We start from the raw sequence: 21,098 nt of genomic DNA, 5'->3' as shown, positions 1-21,098 counted from the left end.
CCGGGCGGGATGCCGCGACTCAGACGTCGTGCAACTTGCCCTTGGAGACGCCGCGGTACCACTCGCGGATGCGGGCGAGGTCGGCGGCCATGTCATCGCCCAGGGTGAAGGCCGGGCCGATGCCGATGACCTTGTGCCCGTAGTGGAAGTACGCCGGCAACACCGGCACTCCGGCGGCCTTGGCGATCTTCCAGAAACCGGTCTTCCAGCGTTCCACCGGCTTGCGCGTGCCCTCGGGGGCGAGGCCGTACCAGAACTTGTCGGCGCGCCGGATCATGGCGGCGGACTGTTCGACCACGCCGTGCGCGGCGCTGCGATCGACCGGGATGACGCCGAGGCGGCGCAGGAGCAACCCCATCACCGGCACCTTGAACAGCGAGTCCTTGCCGAGGATCTTGATGTCCAGCCCCAGCGCCAGCTTCGCCCCCAAGCCCCAGATCCCGTCCCAGTTCGACGAATGCGGCGCGCCGATCAGCACCAGCTTGGGCAGATCCGGGAACTCGCCGACCATGCGCCAGCCGCCCAGCCGCAGCAGGGTCAGGCCGAGCCAGCGGGTGAAGGCGTTGGGCCTCACCCGCGGCGCATTGGGCGGCAGCGGCAAAACGGTTTGTCGCTTGTCGTCGCTCATCTGCCCTGCCGGTTTCCCCATGTGCGCCGGACGCCGCGGGAACGTCAGTCCCAGTTCCGGCGGGTGCGGTCGCGCTTGATCGTACTGCGTTCGCGTTTGTCGTCGAGCCGTCGCTTCTTCGCTGCGCGGCTCGGCCTGGTGGCGATTCTAGGCACGGGTGCATGCAGGCCGGAAGCGATGAAGGCCGCCAGGCGGTCGCGCGCGTCCTCGCGGTTGCGGTCCTGGGTGCGGAAGCGTTGCGCGTTGAGCACCAGCACGCCCGCGTCGGTGACGCGGCGATCACGCTTGGCCAGCAGGCGTTCGCGCACGGCCTCGGGCAGCGACGGCGACTGCGCGATGTCGAAGCGCAACTCGACGGCGGTGGCGACCTTGTTGACGTTCTGGCCGCCGGGACCGGACGAGCGCACGAAACGTTCGACCAGTTCGTCGTCGGCAATGGCCACGGTGGCGGAGATCTGCAGCATGCGCGGATTGTATGGGCGCCGCGATAAAAACGAGCCGCGGCGCAGTCAAACGCGCCGCAGCGCGTGGTACGGGCCGGCGTGCGGCATCGAAATCACTCCTCGATATCGAACAAGGCAAGCGCCTTGGCGAACTCCGCATCCACCGGCGCATCCACCGTGATGCGCTCGCCGGTGCCAGGATGGGTGAATCCAAGCCGGCAGGCGTGCAGCAGCATGCGGTGCACGCCGAGCATGCGGAAGTTGCGGTTGTGGCGGCCATCGCCGTGGCTGGTGTCGCCGATCAGATGGTGGAACACGTGCTTGAGGTGGCGGCGGATCTGGCGAAAGCGCCCGGTTTCCGGCTGCGCCTGCAGCAGGGCGTAACGCGAGGTCGCGAAGTCCTGCGATGGCAGCGCAAGCTCGCACGTCGCCAGGCGGGTGAAGCGGGTGATGGCGGGCTTCTTCTGCGGCTTGCCGGGGCCACCATCGAGCGGGTGGTCGACGACGAAGTCTTCTTCCGGCCAGCCGCGGCATACCGCCCAGTAATGCTTTTCAACGGCGGGCTTATCCACCCCGCGCGACATCAACACCTGCCCCAGTTGCGAGGCCGTTTCGCGATCGAACGCGAGCAGCAGGCAACCGCTGGTCGCGCGATCGAGGCGGTGGACGAGGAAGATCGGGCGGCCCAGTTGTTCGCGCAGGCGGTCGGCGAGGAAGTCGGATTCGCCGCCGGCGAGCTTGCTGTCGTGGACCATCAGCCCCGCGGGCTTGTTGACCACCGCGAGCGCATCGTCGATGTGGAGCAGCTGCAGCGTGGCGGCCGGCTCCGGCGATGGCGGCATCGGCTCCATGGCAGGACGCGCGTGGTCAGCCGCGGCGCGGCCACGCCGCGCGCAGCGCCCACAGTCCGCCGACGGCGGCGATCCATGCGGATGCGGGCACGCCGAGCAGGCGCGGACCGCCGGCTTCCAGCGCATACAGCAGGGCCGCGACGATCAACAGCCCGGTGCCGAAGATCGCCGCGATCGTGCGCCGCTGCGCACTCTGCAGCGCGCGGGTCAGCGCGCGCAGGTCGTGCGACTGCATGTTGAGTGCATGCTTGCCCTCGACCTGCTGCTGCAGCCACAGGTGCAGCAGGCGCGGCATCTCCGGCGCGTGCGTCACGAACTCGGGCAGGCGCTTGCGGAATTCGCCGGCCAGGCGTTGCGGGCTGTAGCGTTCGACCAGGATCTTCTGCAGTACTGGCTGCGCCACCGCCCAGATGTCGATCTTCGGATCGAGCTGGCGGCCGAGGCCCTCGATGTTGAGCAGGGTCTTCTGCAGCAGGATCAGCTGCGGCTGCAGGGTGAGCTCGTAGCGCTGCGCGGTGCGGAACAGCTTGACCAGCACCTCGGCCAGCGAGATCTCCGACAGCGGCCGGGTGAAGTAAGGCTCGCACACGGCGCGCGCGGCGGCTTCGAGCTCGTCGATGCGGATGTGCGAGGGCATCCAGCCGGCCTGCACGTGCAGCTCGGCGATGCGGCGGTAGTCGCGGTTGAAGATCGCCATGAAGTTCTCCGCGAGGTAGTACTGATCCTCGTCGGAGAGCTGGCCCATGATGCCGAAGTCGAGCGCGATGAAGCGCGGATTCGCCTTGCGCGCCGGGTCGCTGTCGACCCAGATGTTGCCGGCGTGCGCGTCGGCGTGGAAGAAGTTGTCGCGGAACACCTGCGTGTAGAACACCCGCACGCCCTTGGCGGCGAGTGCGTGGCGATCGATGCCGGCCGCGTCGAGCGCGACGATGTCGTCGGACGGGATGCCGCGCACGCGCTCCAGGGTGAGCACGCGCTCGACGGTGTGCGACCAGATCACCTCCGGCACGTACAGGTCGTCGCTGCTCGCCCAGAAGCGGCGCAGCACGCTGGCGTTGCCGCCCTCGCGCTGCAGGTCGAGCTCGGCGGCGAGCGTGTTCTCGATCTCCGCGACGATCTCTTTCGGACGGATCTTGTCGGCGGCCGGATGGGTACGCTCGACCACGCTGGCGACCGCGTTGAGCAGGGCGATGTCGGCGGCTATCTTCCTCTCGATGTCGGGACGCAGCACCTTGACCACGACCTCGCGCGGCGCCGCGTCGCCCTGTGCGTGCAGGGTGGCGGCGTGCACCTGCGCGATGGAGGCGGACGCCAGCGGCGTGGTGTCGAACGAGGCGAAGGACTCGTCGATGCGCCGCGCCAATGCGGTTTCGACGATGGTGCGCGCGACCTCGCCGTCGAACGGCGCGACGCGATCCTGCAGCAGCGCCAGTTCCTCGGCGATGTCGGTCGGCACCAGGTCGCGGCGCGTCGACAGGATCTGCCCGAACTTGACGAAGATCGGGCCGAGCTCCTGCAGCGCCATGCGCAGTCGCGCGCCGCGCGACTGCGCCGCGACTTCCGCCGACGCGCCCGGTACGAACGGACGCGCGAGTTTCAGCCAGCGTTCGGCCGGAGTGTCGTCGAGCAGGTCGTCGAGCCGGTAGCGCAGCAGCACGCGGCCGATGCGCCAGGCCCGGAACACCGGCGTCATGCGCGCGGGCTCCTCGGGCCGGTGCCGCTCAGGCGTGCAACGCGCGCGGCGATGCGCTCGACATCGTCGCGCAGGGTGTCGACGTCGTCGTGGAAGGCGTTGAGCTCGTCGCGGCCGACCACGTCGCGTGATTCCTCGGTGACGTATTCGGCGGCGCTGGTGGCGAAGCTGCCGCCGGCCTCGCGCATCTGGCCGAGGCCGGCGCGCAGGGCGTTGGCGATCTGCACGCCGACGATGTCGCCGAACACCGCGGTGAACGGCTGCTGCCAGTCGGGATCGAAGCGTTCGGCCAGGCGCTGCAGGCGGCGCGCGAGGTCGGCATCGCCCTCGATGCGCAGCTTGCCCACCGGCGGTGCGTTGTCGTTGCGGAAGAACGGCAGCTGCGCGATCAGGCCGCCCAGCGTGCTGCGCACCGACAGGTCGGCGTCGGCGCCATCGGCGACCGGGCCCACCTGCAGGCGCTCACCGGCCACCGTTACCTGCAGGGCGAGCCGGGGTGCGGCGACATGCAGGGCGACGCTGCGGCCATCGAGCGCGCGCAGGCCATCACGGGTATCCGGGTCGAGCGCCAGCGCACGATTCAGCGTGGCCTCCAGCGTGCGGCCGGCGAGGGGCTTGAGCGAATCGAAGGGGCTGGCGCGTTCGGTCATGCCCGCATTGTAGCTCCGCGCCACCGCAGCACTCAGGTGCCGATTCGTATAACGCGCCGCCGCGCGTGGGGAGACTTGGATACGGGCTTTTGCTTCAACCCCTGCAGGCCGCCGCCGCGTGGCGTGCGGGGGTCAGACGCGGCGGCCGCGCAGCAGGGAAATGACGCCGAGCACCAGGAAGACCAGGAACAGAATCCACGCGATGTTGCTCGCCGCACCGGCGATGCCGCTGAAGCCGAGCACCGCGGCGACGAGCGCGATTACAAAGAAGACAACGGCGTAGTGCAGCATGGGAATCTCCGATCAGTACGCCAGTTCGGCGTGACTTGCATGCTGGTCGTGGCGCGGTCGTCGTGCGGTGATGGCGGCGGCGTCCGTCAAGGCGGCCTTCAGCCGCGTGAGGCCCTCGTCAAATCACACCGCGCCGCCGCGCGCGGGGGAACTTGGATACACGGGCTTTTTGCCTCAACCCCGATATGCCGCCGCCAACCGCGCCAAGCCCTCGTCGATCGTCACCGTCGGCGCATAACCGAAATCACTGCGCGCCGGGGCCATGTCGTACCAGTGCGTGGTGCTGAGCTGCTCGGCGAGGAAGCGCGTCATCGGCGGCTCGCCCTTGAGCGGCAACGCGTGCCACAGCGCTTCGCAGACCATGCCGGCGGCGTAGGCGACGGTGAAGGGTATGGTCTTGTCCACGGCCGGCGCGCCGGCGGCTTGCAGCAGGCCATTGACGATTTCGCGCACGCTGCGCGGCTCGCCGTTGCTTATGAAGTAGGCGCGTCCGGCGCACCGCGCGCCCGGCGCGAGGTGATCGAAGGCGGCGAAATGCGCCTGCGCGGCGTTGTCGATGTAGGTGGTGTCGATGCGGTTGTGGCCGTCGCCGACGAAGCGCAGGCGCCCCGCGCGGGCGCGTTCGACCAGGCGCGGCAACAGCTGGTTGTCGCCGACGCCCCAGATCAGGCGCGGACGCAGGGCGACGGTGGCGAGCACGGCATCGTTGGCCGCGAGCACGAGCTTTTCCGCGATCAGCTTGGTCGCCGCATAGGGCGCCTTGAGATGTTCGCCATAGGGCACGGTGTCGGCACTGCCGCCTTCGACCGGGTGCGTGGCGCGATGGGTGACGCTGGGTGTCGAGGTGTAGACGAGCTTGCCGATGCCCTGCTCGCGGCAGGCGTCGATGACGTTGCGCGTGCCGACGACGTTGGCCCGGTGGTAACTGTCGTAGCTGCCCCAGGCGCCGGCCTTCGCCGCGTTGTGGAAGATCGCGGCGCAGCCCTGCGCCGCGGCGACCACCGCATCGCGCGAAGCGAGATCGCCCTGCACCTGCGCCACGCCGATCGCATCGAGCGCGTCGTAGTGGCCGCGGTTGAAGCTGACCACGTCGTGCCCGCGCGCGCGCAGGCCACGGCACAGGGCCTGGCCGAGGAAGCCACCGCCGCCGGTGACGAGGATCTTCATGCCGAGACTCCTTGCTGCTGCACCCAAACCGCGAGTTTCTCGCGACCGATCTTGGCGTTGTGGCGGATGTCGACGGGGAACTTCGGGTGGCGCAGGAAGCGGGTGACGCGCGCGGTGTGCGGTTGCGTCTGCGCGAGCACATGCAATTCGCGCTCGATGCGCGGCCATTCGCCCGCGGCCACGCCGGCCACCAGCTCGACGCACAGCACCGGCACCTGCGCGCCCTGCGCACCGATGCCGACCAGGGCGGTACGGCGCACGTCGGGATGGGTGTTGAACACGGGCTCGACCTGTTCGGTGTACAGCGGGCCCTCGGTCGCCTCGACCCGATGCGACTTGCGACCGCAGAACCACAGCCGGCCTTCGCCGTCGAAATAGCCGACATCGCCCATGCGGTGCACGATGCGCTCGCTGCCATCGGCACTGCGCTCGCGGATCTTCGCCAGCCGCGTCTGCGCGTCGCGGTTGAAGTAACTGTCGGTGGCGGTGGGGCCGGCGACGGTGATCTCGCCGACGACGCCGTCGCGCAGCAGCAATCCGTCCGACCACGTTGCGATCGCGCCGTCGTCGATGTGGATGATGCGGACCTCGTTCGGCGCGACCGCGCGACCGACGCAGGTGCCGGCACCGGTTTCGGTGGCCTGGCGCGTGGCCTGCAGCTCACGTCCTTCGATCACCGCCACCGGCAGGCATTCGGTGGCGCCGTACGGCGTCCACAACTGTGCGTCGGCGGGCAGCAGTTCGCGCATGCGGGCAACGACTTCGGCCGGCACCGGCGCGCCGGCCGAAGTGACGCGGCGCAACGTCGGCAGCGGCTGGCCGTGGCGGGCCAGCACGCCCATCAGGGCGGGCGAACCGAACAGCTGGTCGATGCCGAAGCGCGCGATCGCGTCGTGCAGCTTGCGCGGATCGGCGAGCGCGGGCTTGGTCGGATCCATGTCGGGGATCACCGAGGTCAGCCCCAGCGCGGGATCGAACAACGCGAACGGCGGGAACGTCGGCAGGTCGGCGCCCTCGGCCTCGATGCCGAAGGCCTCGCGCAGCAGGGCGACCTGGGCGACGAAATGACGGTGGCGGTACACCACGCCCTTGGGCACGCCGGTGGAGCCGCTGGTGAACAGGATCGCGGCGACGTCATCCGGTTGCGTGTCGGACATCCTGAAACCATCGAGCTGCGGGCCCACCTGCGCACCCTCGCGTTCGACCTGCGCCAGCGTCGCGTCCGCGAGCAGCGCGCGACGGCCGGTGGTGATGCGCACGCGGGCCGACTTCGCCCAGCCCAGCAGCACGCGCGCGGCCTGCGCCAGCGGAATGCCGACGAACGCCTGCGGCTGCGCCTCGTCGAGGCACTGTTTCAGCGCGCGCCGGTCGATGCCGGGATCGACCAGCACCGGCACCGCGCCGGCCTTGAACAGCGCGAACATCAGCAGGAAGAACTCCGGCGTCGGCCGCACCATCACCACGGTGCGCACGCCACGGCCGATGCCATGCTGGGCGAGGCCCGCGGCAATGGCGTCGCTGCGCGTGTCGAGCTCGCGGTAGGTCAGCGTGGTGTCGTAACGGGCGAACCCGTCGCGGCCGCGCGTGCCAGGGCAGCGCATCGCGATGCGCTCGGGAAACTGCGCGGCCAGGCGCGGCAGCGAGGCGGCGATGTTGCAGATGTCGTCGCGGAAGGGAGCCGTCATCCGCATATTGTCGCCGATGCCACGGAACCGCCGAGGGCCAGCGCCTAAAATGCGCGGCCTGGTTCCATCGCCACTGCTTCCGTGCCCCACCCCTGCCTCAGCTGCGGCGCCTGCTGCGCCACCTACCGCGTCAGCCTGCACTGGTCGGAGTCCGACCCGGCCCTGGGCGGCCTTGTCCCGCCGGACCTGACCGAGCGCATCGACGCCCACCAGGTGGCCATGCAAGGCACCTGCTGGAGCAAGCAGCCACGTTGCGTCGCCCTGGACGCTGACATCGGCGTGCGCAGCGCGTGCCGCATCCACCCGCGGCGGCCGCAGGCGTGCCGCGATGTGGCGGCGTCGTGGGAATTCGGCGCCGCCAGCCCGCAATGCGACAAGGCGCGGCGCACGCATGGCCTGCCGGCGCTCACGCCGGCGGACTGGCCACTGCGCGACGACTAGTACGCGACGACTAGATCGGGTTCGCGTCCAGGAAGCGGCGGATCGCCGGCACCAGGACCTCGGCCTTGTCTTCGAGCACGTAGTGGTTGGCGTCCGCGAACGCATGCACCTCCGCCTGCGGCAGCGCCTGGCGGAAGCCTTCGAGGAAGTGCTTGTCGAAGACGAAATCGCGCAGGCCCCAGCCGATGAAGGCGGGACGGTCGGCGAATTCCGGCAGCTGCCGTCCGGCTTGCTCCAGCAACGGCCACGCACTGTCGCCGGGGCCGAGCGGAATGTCCTGCATGAAGCGCACCGTACTGATCCGGTTGGCCCACGAGTCATACGGTGCGACGTAGGCGCGGCGCACGGCACGCGGCATCTTCTTCGACACGCCCACGTACGAGGCGCCCGCGGAGAAAGCGTTGAATGCGCGGATCACCAGGGCGCCGACCTTCCAGTCGCGGCCGAAGGCGATCTGCCACGGCATCGGCTTGACCGCCGGCAACGGGAAGGCGGCGGTGTTGGTGATCACCAGGCGCTTCACCTGCGCGGCGTGCGACAGCGCCCAGCCGAAGCCGATCATGCCGCCCCAGTCGTGCACCGCCAGCGTCACCGGGCCGGTGATGCCCAGCCGCGTCAGCAACGTGGCGACGTCGTCGACGCGCGACTGCAGCGTGTAGGCGTAGTGCGCGTCGCCGGGCTTGTCCGACAGGCCCATGCCGACATGGTCGGGCACGATGCAGCGATAGCGGTCGCGCAATCCCAGCACCAGTTTGCGCCAGTAGTAACTCCACGACGGATTGCCGTGCAGCATGACGACGACTTCGCCATCGCGCGGACCTTCGTCGAGATACGACATCGCGATGCCGGGGCGGATTTCGGTCCGCTGCGGAGTGAAGGGATAGTCGGGATACATCGGCGTGGTCATGTCGGACTGCATGGCAGGAAGCGCACCGCTGTGGAACTCACCGCAATGAAAAGGGCCGGACGAACCGGCCCTTGGTGTTAGTGCCGCTGGCGGCTTACCAGACCACTTCCGCCATCGAGCAATTCAGCCCCGAGCCGATGCCGAGCAGGGCAACGCGCGTGCCCTTCTTCAGGCGGCCCATCTCGCGCAGCTTGCTCAGCACGATCGGCACCGAGGCCGGGCCGATGTTGCCGTGCTCGCCGAAGATGGTCATGACCTTCTTCGGATTGATGCCGAAGGCCTTGAGGAAGGCCTGGGTGTGCGCCTTGCTGACCTGGTGGATGACGAATTCGTCGAGCTCGTCGACCACCCAGCCCAGCGCCTGGCGCGCAGCGGCGAAGGTCTTCTGGCCGAGCTTCACGCCTTCGATCATCAGCATGCGTCCGTCGGCGACCATGCGGTCGTGGGCGACGTCGCCGCGGCACAGGTGGTTCCACTCGGTGGCCGAACGGGTGACGCTGCCGCGGTAACGCGGCGCACCCGGCACCAGTTCGGCGCGCGCCAGCACCATCGCGGCGGCGCCGGAGCCGAGCGTGAGCGTCGCCATCTCGTCGCGGAACTGCTCGGCGGTGACGGCGTCCTTGCTGAGCCGCTCCATGGTCTTCTCGTAGGCGAGGTTGGCGGTTTCGCCGTCGACCACGAGGGCGTAGTCGATCTCGCCGCGCTCGATCATGCGTCCGGCGATGTCCATGCCATTGAGGAACGCAAGGCAGGCGTTGGCGATGTCGAAGTTCTGGCAGTTCTCGCCCAGGCGCAGGTTGCCCGACACGATCGAGGCGGTGGACGGCTCGAGGTAGTCGCGGCTGACCGAGGTGTTGACCAGCAGGCCGATGCGATCGGCATCGATGCCGGCATCGGCCAGTGCCTTGACGCCGGCCAGGGTGGCTGCGTCGGACGGCAGCATGTCGCCATCCCACAACCGGCGCTCGTTCACGCCGGCCACGTCCTGCAGCACGTTGGTCTTGATGCCCAGACGATCCATCGTCGGCTTGAGTCGGGCGTGGATCTCGTCGGAGGTCAATCGACGCGGAGCGTCGATGTGGGCCAGACCGGCGATGGCAACGTGTTGGAACAACATGGGAGGCAACCGTTTGCGAGACAAAGCACGTCAGATTAACGCTTTATCGACGTGGATGCACCGGCCGCCGGTCTCAAGGTCCCGGCGCAGGCGGCCCCAAATGCACCATTCAGGCAGGTATGGCGCCTTCGGGCCCCGGCCACGCCACATGAACAGGCGACAGGGTGCCTTCCGGGCCAGTGGCTATGCGCCGCAGCGATAGGCCGCGAAGCGCTGCTCGCCGTCGTGCGGCTCGTCCAGCGGTTGCAGGGTGTTGGCCTGCAGGCCCGGACCTTCGTTGCGCGCCAGGGTCTCCAGTTCCTCGCGCACGCGCAGCGGGTTGCGTTCGTAGAAACCGACCTTGCCCTTGACCGAGACGGCCACTTCGCCGCGCTCCACGCAGCCCGTCGGGGCGGCGCCGGCAGGAATCACGCGCACCGCCGAGGCGCCGGGCGCCATGTGCACCCAGGTGCAACCCGAGGCGGTGAGGACAACGGCAAGGCCAAGGACCACGGCAGGACGCATGCGAAATCTCCGGAAGGCAAACAGCCGGCATTGTTGCCGAGTGCGGTGAACGGGGCAGGAATACCTTTCTCAGAACGCGCTTTTCGATGCGCGCTTGCACGCTGCGCAAAACACGTGGCCGCGAAAACAGCAGGCCCGCCGTGGGGCGGGCCTGCCAGGACCATTAAGCGGAAACCTACTCTCTCCCACGCTCGCGCTTCGCGCTCGCCCCTCACCCCTGCCCTCTCCCCGCAAGCGGGGAGAGGGAGATTGGGGCTTACTTCGCCGGCTTGGTCGAACCCACTGGCTTGCCGTCGGCATCGACAATCGTGACCGGGCCGAGGTTCAGCGCGCGCACCTTGGCTTCCATCTGCTTGAGGTCGCCGACCACGACCCAGGTCAGTGCCTTCGGGTCGATCGCCTTGGCGGCGGTGTTCACCTGCGCCGCATCCATGCCTTCGATCTCGGCCTTGCGCTTGAACACGTAATCGTCCGGGCGCTGGTAACGCACGATGCCGCCGATGGTGCCCATCACCGAACCCGCGGTCTCGTACGCACCCGGCAGGCTGCGGATCTTGATCGCCTGGATACGCGTCACTTCCGCCGGTGTGGCCGGCTTGCTGCCATCGACGTACTCGGTGATCTCGCGGCGCATCTCGGCGATCGACTCTGCAGCCTTGTCGATCTGCACCGGCGCCACCGCCAGCCACGGGCGCTGGCCCAGCGAATCACGCAACGAGGTGCGCGCGCCGTACGACCAGTGCTTGTCCTCGCGCAGGTTCATGTTGAGCCGCGCGGTGAAGTCGCCGCCGATCACGGTGTTGGCGATGTCGAGCTTGATCGCGCCCGGGTCCATCGTCGACGGCATCAGTTCGCCGGCGTAGATGTTGGCCTGCACCGAGCCGGGCTGGTCGACCAGGAACACGCGCGGCTGGGCCGGACGCGCCACCGTCGGGATCTGCAGGGCGGCCGGCTTGGCACCGTCCACCTTCCAGTTGCCGAAGTGCTTCTCCAGCAGCGGCACGATGTCCTTGAGCGTGGTGTCGCCGACCACGATCAGGGTGGCGCCGTCCGGACGCACCCAGGCGCGGTGGTAGGCAAGCAGGTCATCGCGGGTCAGCGCCTTGATCGAGGCCTCGGTGCCGGTGCCGCTGAGCGGCATGGCGTACGGATGGCCTTCGCCGTACAGCAGCGGCGGCAGCACGCGCGTGGCCGCGCCGCTGGGCTCGGCCTTTTCCTGCGCGATGCCGGCGAGCCAGGTGCCGCGCAGGCGCTCGATGTCCTTCTCCTCGTAGCGCGGGCGCTGCAGCATGTCGGCGAACAGCGACAGCGAGGGGTCGAGGTTTTCCTTCAGCGACGACAGGTAGGCGTTGCCGCCGTCGAGCGAGGCGCCGGCGCCGAGGCTCGCGCCGAGCGATTCGGCGCGATCGCCGAAGGCCAGGGCGTCGTACTTGCCGGCGCCTTCATCGAGCATGCCGAGGGCGAAGTTGGCGGTGCCCAGCTTCTTGCCGGCATCGGTGGCGTAGCCGCCATCGAACAGATAGCTGAACTGCACGACCGGAACGTCATGGCGCTCGGCCAGGATCACCTGCGTGCCGTTGCTCAGCTTGGTGCGCTGCAGCGCCGGGAACTTCAGCTCCGGGAACTCCTTCGGCACCTGTACGCCGGCCTTGCGGTCGAGGTCGGTCTTCTCCGTCTTGTACTTCGCATCGGGCTTCGGCAGCGTCAGCGGCGCCGGGGTCACGGCCGCCGCTTCCGGCAGCGCGGTGCGCGCACCGGGCTCGACCACCAGGGTGTGGTCGCCCTTGCCCAGCCACTTCTGCCCGGTGGCCTGCACGTCGGCGACGCTGGCGGTTTCGATGGTCTTGAGGCTGTCGCGGTAGCAATCGGGCTTGCCGGTGTAGACGGTGCACTCGGCCAGGGTATCGGCCTTGCCGCCGAAGCCGCCGATGCGCTCGATGCCGCGGATGAAGCCGGCCTTGAACACCGTGCGTGCCTGGTCGAGTTCGGTCGCGCTCGGGCCTTGCGCGAGCAGCTTCTTCAGCTCCTCGTCGATCACCGCCTCGACCTTTTTCTCGTCCACGCCCTGCTTCACGTCGGCGGTGATGACGAAGTTGGAGCCGAGCTGCGAGGCGTACGCGCCCGCGGACACGCTGTCTACCAGCTTGTCCTGGTGCAGCAGGCGCTTGTCCAGGCGCGAGCTGCGGCTGCCGCCGAGCACCTGCGCCAGCAGCTGCAGGCGATCGAGATCGGCCGCGCCGTACTCGGCGACATTCCACACGCGGTAGATGCGCGTCTGCGGGACCTGGTCTTCCATCGTCGAGCGCGTCGACTCGGCGCGCGGCGACGGATCGACCTTGGGCTGCGCCATGCTCGGCGTCGCCGGGATATCACCGAAATAGCGCGCGACCTTTTCCTTCGCCGTCTTCGCATCGATGTCGCCGGCCAGCACCAGCACCGCGTTGTTCGGGCCGTACCAGGTGCGGAACCAGTTCTTCACGTCCTCCAGCGAGGCCGCGTTGAGGTCGTTCATCGAACCGATGACGGTGTGGTGGTACGGGTGGCCGGCGGGATACATGACCTCGGTCAGCACGTCGAACGCCTGGCCGTAGGGCTCGTTCTCGCCCTGGCGCTTCTCGTTCTGGACCACGCCGCGCTGTTCGTCGAGCGTCTTCTGGTCGATCGCGCCGACCAGGTGGCCCATGCGGTCCGACTCCATCCACAACGCCATGTCGAGCGCGGTGGTGGGTACGTTCTCGAAGTAGTTGGTGCGGTCGGTGTTGGTGGTGCCGTTCTGGTCGGTCACGCCGACCTGCTTGAAGGGCACGAAATATTCGCCCGGGTGGTTCTCCGAGCCGTTGAACATCAGGTGCTCGAACAAGTGGGCGAAGCCGCTGCGGCCGAGAGGTTCGTCCTTGCTGCCCACGTGGTACCAGATGTTCACCGCCACGATCGGCGCCTTGCGGTCGGTGTGCACGACCACGCGCAGCCCATTGGGCAGGGTGAACTCTTCGTAGGGGATGGCGACCTCGGCGGCGGGCGCCTTGGCAAAGGCGGCCTGGGGCGCGAAGGCCACGCCGCCGATGGCGGTGGCCAGGGCAACGGCGAGTACGGCAGCGCGCGGGCCGTTATGGGCGCGCTTGAGCGAAGCGAATGACATGCGAACTCCTGTTCAATGGGTAGCGAAGCTACGGGGCAAAAGGTGGGCGGCCCACCACCTGGTCCGGGCATCGTACTGTTTGGGGCCCAGCGCAGGCATGGGTCACAAGTCCCGCCGCGCCGCGGTCGCCAGGCCGCGAGCCTCTTGAGAGCCCCCGCCGCAACCACGGCCTTTCGCCGATACTTCCGGCTTCCCCGGGAGACCGCCCATGCCCCAGCACCCCCGCCGCAGCCTCGTCACCGGCGCCAACCGCGGCCTTGGCCTGGAGTTCGTCCGCCAGTTGCTGGCGCACGGCGACCACGTGATCGCCGCCTGCCGCCATCCCGGCAAGGCCACCGACCTGAACCGCCTCGCCGGCGACCATCCGGCCCGCCTGCACGTGTTGCCGCTCGACGTGGCCGACGAGAAGTCGCGCATCGCCTTCGCCCATGAGCTGCCGCTGGTCACCGACGGCGTCGACCTGCTGGTCAACAACGCGGGCGTGCTGCACTCGGGCGAGCGCTGGGGCAGCGTGAGCGCGGCCAACCTGGAAGACAGCCTGCGCATCAACGCGATGGGCCCGTTCCTGCTCACCCAGGCGCTGGCGACACAGCTCGTCGACGGCGCGACCGTTGCGAATATCTCGTCGGGCATGTCGTCGCTAAGCGACGATCCCGACTTCCATTCGCCCAGCTACCGCATCAGCAAGACCGCTCTGAACATGGCGACGAGGATGCTGGCCAAGGCGCTGGAACCGCGCGGCATTACCGTGATCGCCCTGTGCCCCGGTTGGGTGCTGACCGACATGGGCGGCAGCGGGGCGGAGATCAGCGCGAGCGAATCGGTGGCGAAGCTGCTGCAGGTCACCGCCGCCGCGAGCCCGGAAAACAGTGGCCGCTTCCTCGATCGCTTCGGCGCCGCGATGCCGTGGTGAGTGCGCGTACCGGCATGTTCCACGTCATCCTGTTCCAGCCCGAGATCCCGCCGAACACCGGCAACGTCATCCGCCTGTGTGCCAACACCGGTGCGCGCCTGCACCTGGTGAAGCCGCTGGGCTTCTCGCTGGAGGACGCACAGCTGCGCCGGGCCGGCCTCGACTACCACGAATACGCAACGCTGCAGGTTCACGACTCGCTCGATGCGGCGCTCGCCTCCATCGCGAATGCGGACGGTTCACCGCCACGCGTGTTCGCGCTGAGCACGCGCGCCAGTACCCGCTTCGACACGCCGCACTACCAGGCCGGTGATGTCTTCCTTTTCGGCCCGGAGACGCGCGGCCTACCCGCCGACGTGCTGGAAAGCGTGCCGCCGGCGCAGCGCCTGCGCCTGCCGATGCGGCCGGACAACCGCAGCCTCAATCTCTCCAACACCGTCGCGGTGGTGGTGTTCGAGGCGTGGCGGCAACAGGGATTCGAAGGCGGCGCCTGAACCTGGGCGGTGCGGCGTTGCCGCCATCGACCGCCACTGCCGGGTAATGCGCACGGGCGTAGGCTTGCCACATGCCGACGCCTGCTCCCACAGGTACCGTTCCCTCCGGTACCGCCATGCACGTCGAGCCGCTGCATCGCGGCGCCCTGTCGGTGCTCGACTTCCGCTGCCAGGCGGGCCCGCACACGCCGGTGCAGGTCGAGCGCCACGACCTCACCTCGGTGTCGTACGTGCGTCGAGGCAGCTTCGGCTACCGCGCGCGCGGCGAGGAGTTCGAGCTGGTCGCCGGTTCGGTCCTGGTCGGCCATTGCGGCGACGAGTTCGAGTGCACGCATGCGCACCACCACGGCGGCGACGAATGCCTGTCGTTCAAGCTGGCGCCGGAACTGGTCGACGAGTTCGACGCGCGCGTGCAGCGCTGGCGCGCCGGCGGCCTGCCGCCGCTGCCGGAACTGATGGTGCTGGGCGAACTGGCGCAGGCCGCCGTCGACGGCGACACCGATTTCGGCGTGGACGAAGCCGGCCTGCTGCTGGTGGGCCGTTACCTGTCGCTCGCCGACGGGCGCCGCCGCCCGCCGTTGCAGGCCACGGCGCGCGACCGCCGCCGCGCGGTGGAGAGCGCCCTGTGGCTCGATGACCACGCCCACGAGGACATCGACCTGCAAGCGACAGCGGAACAGGCCGGCCTGAGTGCATGGCACTTCCTGCGCCTGTTCGCGCGCGTGGTCGGGGTGACGCCGCACCAGTACCTGCTGCGCGCGCGACTGCGCCATGCCGCGCGCATGCTCGCCGAGGACGGACGTGCGATCACCGACGTCGCGCTCGACGCCGGCTTCGCCGACCTGTCGAATTTCACGCGCAGCTTCCATCGCGTGGCGGGAGTGCCGCCGCGCCACTTCCGCAACGCCGCGCGCGGCGACCGCGAACGCATCGCCCTGCTCGGCCGGCGGCTGGGCCGCCGGCGCCACTAGCCACCGCAATTTTTTCCAAGAACCGCGCGCGCCGCGGCGCGATGCTGATCGTCCCAACCACGGAGGCTGCCATGTACGACCACCTCGGACTGCAAGTGAAGAACCTCGACGCCAGCGTGCGTTTCTACGAGGCCGCACTCGGCTCGCTCGGGCATGTGCTCGATTCGCGCGACGACGGCGGCGCCGGCCTCGGGCCCAAGGGCGCACCCGGACTATGGCTGTATGCGAACGCGAAGGCGCAGGGTGGCTCGCACGTCGCCTTCCAGGCCGGCGACCGCAAGGCCGTCGATGCCTTCCATGCCGCCGGCCTCGCCAATGGCGGCCGCGACAATGGCGCGCCCGGCCTGCGCCTGGACTACGCGCCGACGTATTACGCCGCGTTCCTGATGGATCCGGATGGCAACAACGTCGAAGCCGTGTGCATGGCCTAGGCGCCGCGGGTCACCGCGAGGTTCACCGCGGCACCGCCAGCCGCCGGTGTACGCTGCGCGCGCCTGACAAGGGGTGCGCATGCGTCTTTCGGATCCTCGCCAATGGACGGGTTGCGTCGCGCTGGTGGTCGGCGGCGTGGCGCTGGCCGCGCCGCCACGGGACGTCACCACGCTCGATCGCGTACAGGTCACGGCGACGCGTACGCCACACGACCCCAACGACGTGCCGGCGGCGATCAGCGTGGTCGACACGCGCGCCCGGCGCCACGACGGGCTCGGCGCAAGCGTGGCCGAACAGCTCCCGGGCGTGCCCGGCGTGCTCGCACGCACGCGGCAGAACTTCGCCCAGGACGAACAGTTGTCGATCCGCGGTTTCGGCACGCGTGCGGCCTTCGGCATCCGCGGAGTGCGCCTGTATGTCGATGGCATCCCGGCGACGATGCCGGACGGGCAAGGCCAGCTGTCGCATTTTCCGCTACTGGATGCCGCGCGCATCGAAGTGCTGCGCGGACCGTTCTCAGCGCTCTACGGCAATGCCGCTGGCGGCGTGCTGCAGTTGTTCACCGTCGACGGAGTGGCGCCACGCGAGATCGGCGTGGCGGCGGGCGTGGGCAGCGATGGCAGCGGCCGCATCGGTGGGGAACTGCGCGATGCCCACGGTGATGTCGATTACGTGCTCGGCCTCAATCATTTCGCCACCGACGGCTACCGTGAGCACAGTAGCGCCGAGCGCACGCTGTTCAATGGCAAGGTGAACATCGCGCGTGGCGACACCCGATTGACCGTGGTGGCCAACGCGTTGTCGGCGCCGGATGCACTGGACCCGCTCGGCCTCGACCGAGCGCAGTTCGAATCCGACCCACGCCAGGCCATCGACGCCGCGCTTCGCTTCAACACGCGCAAGTCGGTGTCGCAGGGCCAGATCGGCGCGACGCTGGCGCATGCCATCGGCGAGCGTGTGCAGTTGCGCCTGCTCGCCTATGCCGGCCAGCGCGAGACCACGCAGTTCCTCGCGATCCCGGTGGCCACGCAGGCCAATCCGCTCAGCGGCGGTGGCGTGGTCGACCTGTCCGCGCCGTACGCCGGCGTGGACGCGCGCTGGACGTGGGCGGGGACGCTCGCGCAGCGTCCGTTCGAGATCGTCGCCGGCATCGGCTTCGATCGCCAGCAGCAGGATAGACATGGCTACGAGAACTTCCTCGGCACGCAGCTGGGCGTGCGCGGTGCGTTGCGACTGTCGCAGGACGACGACGTACGCGCGTTCGACCAGTACGTACAGGCGACCTGGCATCCGGCCCTTGACTGGTCGCTGATGGCCGGCGTGCGCCACAGCGACATCCGTTTCCATTCGCGCGACCGCTACATCACCGTCGACAACCCCGATGACAGCGGCGATGTGCGTTACCACGCGACCTCGCCGGTGCTGGGCATCGGCTGGAAGCCTTCGCCGCAATGGCAATGGTTCGCGGCCTGGGGCCGCGGTTTCGAGACACCCACGTTCAACGAACTGGCCTACCGCAGCGATGGCGGCAGCGGACCCAACTTCGCCCTGCGCGCGGCGCGCACTCGCAGTGCCGAGGCGGGCGTGAAGTTCCGCCGCGGCGAGACCGCTTCGGAATTCGTGCTGTTCCGCGCCGACACGCGCGACGAACTCACCGTCGCTACCAGCAGCGGTGGCCGCACCACGTTCCAGAACGCCGGCGCGGCACGGCGGCAGGGCGCGGAATGGTCGGCGCGCGCACCGCTTGGCGCGCGGGTACGCGGCGAGCTCGCGCTCACCTGGCTCGACGCGACGTTCCGCGACGATTTCCTCACTTGCACCGGCACGCCGTGCGCGGTGGCCAGCACGCCAGTCGCGGCGGGCACGCGCCTTCCCGGCGTGCCGCGCACGGCGGCCTACGCCGCACTGCAGTGGGGCGATGACACAGGCTGGTACCTGCGCCTGGACGCCCAGCATGTCGGCGCGGTGCCGGTGAACAATGTCGACGACGAGCGCGCGCCGGCGTACACCGTCGTCGGCACGAGCGCTGGCTACGGCTATCGCGGTCGCGCGGGCGAGGGACGGTTTTTCCTGGCGATCGACAACCTGCTCGATCGCGCCTACGCCGGTTCGGTGATCGTCAACGAAGGCAGTCGCCGCTATTACGAACCCGCGGCGGATCGCACTTTCGCTGCCGGCGTCGAATGGCGTTGGCACGCTGCGCGATGACACGGCGTTCACGCGGCGACGCCAGGTCACGCCGACTTCATAGCACCTGGCCCACGCTGCGGCCGCAGGCGGAGCCTGCCGTGCTTCGCCGTCCTTCGCCTGGAGGCCGTTCCATGCTTCGTGTCCATCGACTCGCACGCGCATCCGCGTTCGCATTGTCCGTGCTGGCGCTCAGCGCCTGCGGCCAGTCCGCGCACCTCGCCGCCCGGGCCGACACCGGCCCGCATCCGATGTTGCCTGCACCCGAGCCCTCGCTCATTCCCACGGTAAAGGTTGCCAAGGCGATCGGTTGGTCCGAAGGGACGACGCCGACGCCGCGCGCGGGCTTCGCGGTGAATGCGTTCGCCACCGGCCTGGAACATCCGCGCTGGCTGTATGTGCTGCCCAACGGCGACGTGCTCGTCGCCGAAACCAATCGTCCGCCCACGGAGGATCCGCCGACCAATCCGATCCGCGGCGCCTTCATGAAGTCGGCCTTCGAGAAGGCGGGCGCCGCGATCCCCAGCCCGAATCGCATCACGCTGTTGCGTGATGGCGACGGCGATGGCGTGGCGGAAACGCGCACTGTTTTCCTGCAGGACCTCATGTCGCCGTTCGGCATGGCCCTGGTGGGCGACGATTTCTACGTCGCCAATGCGGACGCGGTGGTGCGCTTTCCGTATCGCCGCGGCGACACCCACATCGACGCTGCGCCGGTGAAGCTCGCCAACCTGCCCGGTGCGCCGCGCAACCACCACTGGACCAAGAGCCTGCTCGCCAGCCGGGATGGCACCAGGCTCTACGTCGGCGTCGGCTCCAACAGCAATGTCGCCGAGCACGGCATGGCGATCGAAGCCGGTCGCGCTGCGATCCAGGAGATCGACGTGAAGACCGGCGCCAGCCGCATCTTCGCCAGCGGCCTGCGCAATCCCGTCGGCCTCGCCTGGCAGCCGCAGGGCGGTGCGTTGTGGACGGTGGTGAACGAGCGCGACGAACTCGGCAGCGACCTCGTACCCGACTACCTCACTTCGGTGCGCGATGGCGCGTTCTACGGCTGGCCCTACAGCTATTACGGCGCCCATGTCGACGTGCGCGTGGAGCCGCAGGATCCGGCGCTGGTGGCGCGCGCGATCAAGCCCGACTATGCGTTGGGCGCGCATGTAGCGGCGCTCGGGCTCGCGTTCTACGACGGCAGGTTGTTACCGGGGCGCTACGCGAACGGCGCCTTCATCGGCCTGCACGGTTCATGGAATCGCGATCCACCCAGCGGCTACAAGGTCGTGTTCGTGCCGTTCGCCAAGGGCCAGCCGTCCGGTCCGGTCGAGGACGTGCTGACCGGCTTCCTCGATGAGCAGGGACAGGCGCATGGGCGCCCCGTGGGCGTGGCGGTGGATAGCCATGGCGCGGTGCTGGTGGCCGACGATGTCGGCAACGTGATCTGGCGGATCGTGCCGGCGCGCTGATCGCTTCTCCAGCGGCTTCTTGTCAGTCCAGCCCCTTGCGAGGGGCAATCTTGTTGTCGAAGGCGTTGCAGCCCACGACCGGGCTATCAAAGCCCACGATGATGTTGGCAAAGACCGGGCCTGGCGCCTCACCGCACCGGAGGCCGATCGTGCTGAATCCTCCGGGGGAGTGACCCGGGTTGGCATTCAAGTGGTTCCCGGTGACCACCACGGATTCGCCATTTTCAGTGAGCGCTATGCCCACGCGAGCCACATCGCGAACGCGGTTGCCGCGGACACTGCCAGCGGTGTTGAGATAGGCAAAAATGCCGGTTCCGACTGAGCCGATGACCGTGTTGTCGATGATGTCGATGGAACCGATCATGATCATGGTTGCGGCGAATAAGCTTGACGGGCCGGTGTCGCGCACGACGTTGCGTCGCACTACGGACTTCTCGCCGCCGATCACCTGTAGGCCATACTCGATGTTCAGATCGAGCTGGTTGTCCTCGACCAGATGGCCGCCTCCGGTACTCAGGAAGTTGGCGTCCAGGTCCACGCCAGCCCCGAAGCCGCGAATCTTGCACTGGCGTACCGTGATGTGCCGGCGGTCTTCGGAGAAGATCGCTCCCGCGAGAGAGTCGGGGCCCGCCGCCAATCCGTCGATCGTGAAATGGTTGCAATCGATCGTGACGTTATTACTGTTGATGGTAATCGCACGGCCGCTGGTGATGGCAGTGGCGAGGTCGTGCCGAAGGCACCAGGTGCCTGGTGTAGAGATGGTCACCGGCAACGAATCGATGAAGCCGGTGCAGTGGTCGAATTTGCGGGCGGCAGGCGTCGGGCTCTGGGCGCCAGGCGCCGATGCAGGGATGGTGCTGGCCGCCACCATCAAGCCAATGGCGATGTAGTGAACTGCTTTCATGATCCCGCTCCCGGCAGGCCAGCTGCTGTTAAGGACGCCGCGTTATTGAACTGGTCCGTAGCGTCGCTCGAAAACAGGACATCATCGTTCCTGCGTGGTGATCGACGCGAGAAGTCGGCGTGGCGCCGATGTATGTCCAAGCTGCGGCTCCCCGGCGGCGAATAGGCGCTTGGCCGCTATTTCTCCGCTTCGGGTAGCGCCTACGCTGATCAGGAAAG

20 protein-coding genes are annotated in these 21,098 nt (G+C 68.7%); 7 read left to right on the top strand and 13 right to left on the bottom strand.

What is annotated here, in order from left to right; genetic code table 11:
- Positions 1-19: 19 nt before the first annotated feature.
- The 8 genes from ACYVGE_RS12975 to oleC all read right to left on the bottom strand — a co-directional run bounded on the left by ACYVGE_RS12975 (position 20) and on the right by oleC (position 7,408).
- Entirely contained in the window at positions 20-628 is a 609-nt protein-coding gene (locus tag ACYVGE_RS12975; RefSeq protein ID WP_460730495.1) for a lysophospholipid acyltransferase family protein, read from the bottom strand.
- 44 nt (positions 629-672) lie between these two features.
- The gene (gene arfB, locus ACYVGE_RS12970) at positions 673-1,092 is read right to left on the bottom strand and encodes an alternative ribosome rescue aminoacyl-tRNA hydrolase ArfB (protein WP_310055033.1); all 420 of its coding nucleotides are present in this window, start codon (positions 1,090-1,092) and stop codon (positions 673-675) included.
- A 92-nt stretch (positions 1,093-1,184) separates the two neighbouring features.
- The gene (locus ACYVGE_RS12965; protein WP_460730493.1) at positions 1,185-1,922 is read right to left on the bottom strand and encodes a pseudouridine synthase; all 738 of its coding nucleotides are present in this window, start codon (positions 1,920-1,922) and stop codon (positions 1,185-1,187) included.
- A 16-nt stretch (positions 1,923-1,938) separates the two neighbouring features.
- On the bottom strand, positions 1,939-3,615 hold the full coding sequence (ubiB, locus tag ACYVGE_RS12960; protein ID WP_460730491.1) for a ubiquinone biosynthesis regulatory protein kinase UbiB: 1,677 nt from the start codon (positions 3,613-3,615) through the stop codon (positions 1,939-1,941).
- Positions 3,612-4,265, bottom strand: a complete 654-nt coding sequence (locus ACYVGE_RS12955; protein ID WP_460730489.1) for a ubiquinone biosynthesis accessory factor UbiJ — start codon at positions 4,263-4,265, stop codon at positions 3,612-3,614. Before ACYVGE_RS12955 ends, ubiB begins: the two co-directional genes overlap by 4 nt.
- 132 nt (positions 4,266-4,397) lie before the next feature.
- On the bottom strand, positions 4,398-4,556 hold the full coding sequence (locus tag ACYVGE_RS12950; protein WP_310055029.1) for a DUF1328 domain-containing protein: 159 nt from the start codon (positions 4,554-4,556) through the stop codon (positions 4,398-4,400).
- 174 nt (positions 4,557-4,730) lie between these two features.
- Positions 4,731-5,723, bottom strand: coding sequence for a 2-alkyl-3-oxoalkanoate reductase (gene oleD, locus ACYVGE_RS12945; protein ID WP_460730487.1), 993 nt, complete (start codon positions 5,721-5,723; stop codon positions 4,731-4,733).
- Positions 5,720-7,408, bottom strand: coding sequence for an olefin beta-lactone synthetase (gene oleC, locus ACYVGE_RS12940; RefSeq protein WP_460730485.1), 1,689 nt, complete (start codon positions 7,406-7,408; stop codon positions 5,720-5,722). The genes oleD and oleC overlap by 4 nt, the downstream gene beginning before the upstream one ends.
- An 81-nt stretch (positions 7,409-7,489) precedes the next feature.
- Between oleC and ACYVGE_RS12935 the strand changes: the two genes are divergently transcribed.
- Positions 7,490-7,849 carry a YkgJ family cysteine cluster protein gene (locus ACYVGE_RS12935; protein WP_460730483.1) on the top strand — a complete coding sequence of 120 codons (360 nt, stop codon included), beginning with the start codon at positions 7,490-7,492 and terminating at the stop codon, positions 7,847-7,849.
- 10 nt (positions 7,850-7,859) lie between these two features.
- On the opposite strand, the gene ACYVGE_RS12930 is transcribed toward ACYVGE_RS12935, so the two are convergent.
- The 4 genes from ACYVGE_RS12930 to ACYVGE_RS12915 all read right to left on the bottom strand — a co-directional run bounded on the left by ACYVGE_RS12930 (position 7,860) and on the right by ACYVGE_RS12915 (position 13,516).
- The gene (locus ACYVGE_RS12930) at positions 7,860-8,756 is read right to left on the bottom strand and encodes an alpha/beta fold hydrolase (RefSeq protein WP_460730481.1); all 897 of its coding nucleotides are present in this window, start codon (positions 8,754-8,756) and stop codon (positions 7,860-7,862) included.
- A 94-nt stretch (positions 8,757-8,850) separates the two neighbouring features.
- Positions 8,851-9,873 carry a 3-oxoacyl-ACP synthase III gene (locus ACYVGE_RS12925; protein WP_310055020.1) on the bottom strand — a complete coding sequence of 341 codons (1,023 nt, stop codon included), beginning with the start codon at positions 9,871-9,873 and terminating at the stop codon, positions 8,851-8,853.
- 183 nt (positions 9,874-10,056) lie between these two features.
- Positions 10,057-10,377 carry a DUF4156 domain-containing protein gene (locus ACYVGE_RS12920; RefSeq protein WP_310055019.1) on the bottom strand — a complete coding sequence of 107 codons (321 nt, stop codon included), beginning with the start codon at positions 10,375-10,377 and terminating at the stop codon, positions 10,057-10,059.
- Between the two features lie 256 nt (positions 10,378-10,633).
- Positions 10,634-13,516 (bottom strand): M16 family metallopeptidase, encoded by a 2,883-nt coding sequence (locus ACYVGE_RS12915; RefSeq protein ID WP_460730479.1) that lies wholly within the window; start codon positions 13,514-13,516, stop codon positions 10,634-10,636.
- 208 nt (positions 13,517-13,724) lie between these two features.
- Here ACYVGE_RS12915 and ACYVGE_RS12910 point away from each other — a divergent pair, with 208 nt between their 5' ends.
- From ACYVGE_RS12910 to ACYVGE_RS12885, 6 genes are all read left to right on the top strand, one after another.
- Positions 13,725-14,429 (top strand): SDR family oxidoreductase, encoded by a 705-nt coding sequence (locus ACYVGE_RS12910; protein ID WP_460730477.1) that lies wholly within the window; start codon positions 13,725-13,727, stop codon positions 14,427-14,429.
- 14 nt (positions 14,430-14,443) lie between these two features.
- A complete protein-coding gene (locus ACYVGE_RS12905) occupies positions 14,444-14,923 on the top strand; it encodes a tRNA (cytidine(34)-2'-O)-methyltransferase (protein WP_460730585.1) in 480 nt (159 codons plus the stop codon).
- Positions 14,924-14,994: 71 nt separating this feature from the next.
- Positions 14,995-15,894, top strand: a complete 900-nt coding sequence (locus tag ACYVGE_RS12900) for a helix-turn-helix transcriptional regulator (RefSeq protein WP_460730475.1) — start codon at positions 14,995-14,997, stop codon at positions 15,892-15,894.
- A 71-nt stretch (positions 15,895-15,965) separates the two neighbouring features.
- The gene (locus ACYVGE_RS12895) at positions 15,966-16,325 is read left to right on the top strand and encodes a VOC family protein (RefSeq protein ID WP_460730473.1); all 360 of its coding nucleotides are present in this window, start codon (positions 15,966-15,968) and stop codon (positions 16,323-16,325) included.
- A gap of 79 nt (positions 16,326-16,404) precedes the next feature.
- Positions 16,405-18,534 carry a TonB-dependent receptor family protein gene (locus ACYVGE_RS12890; protein ID WP_460730471.1) on the top strand — a complete coding sequence of 710 codons (2,130 nt, stop codon included), beginning with the start codon at positions 16,405-16,407 and terminating at the stop codon, positions 18,532-18,534.
- A gap of 113 nt (positions 18,535-18,647) precedes the next feature.
- A complete protein-coding gene (locus ACYVGE_RS12885; protein ID WP_460730469.1) occupies positions 18,648-19,976 on the top strand; it encodes a PQQ-dependent sugar dehydrogenase in 1,329 nt (442 codons plus the stop codon).
- Positions 19,977-19,998: 22 nt separating this feature from the next.
- Here ACYVGE_RS12885 and ACYVGE_RS12880 read toward each other — a convergent pair whose 3' ends face one another.
- Complete coding sequence (locus tag ACYVGE_RS12880) at positions 19,999-20,880, bottom strand: right-handed parallel beta-helix repeat-containing protein (protein ID WP_460730467.1); 882 nt, start codon at positions 20,878-20,880, stop codon at positions 19,999-20,001.
- Positions 20,881-21,098 lie beyond the last annotated feature (218 nt).

Source organism: Lysobacter rhizosphaerae, assembly GCF_054779795.1.
Note: the sequence above shows the minus strand (reverse complement) of the source record. Positions and strands in the feature narration are given on the sequence as shown.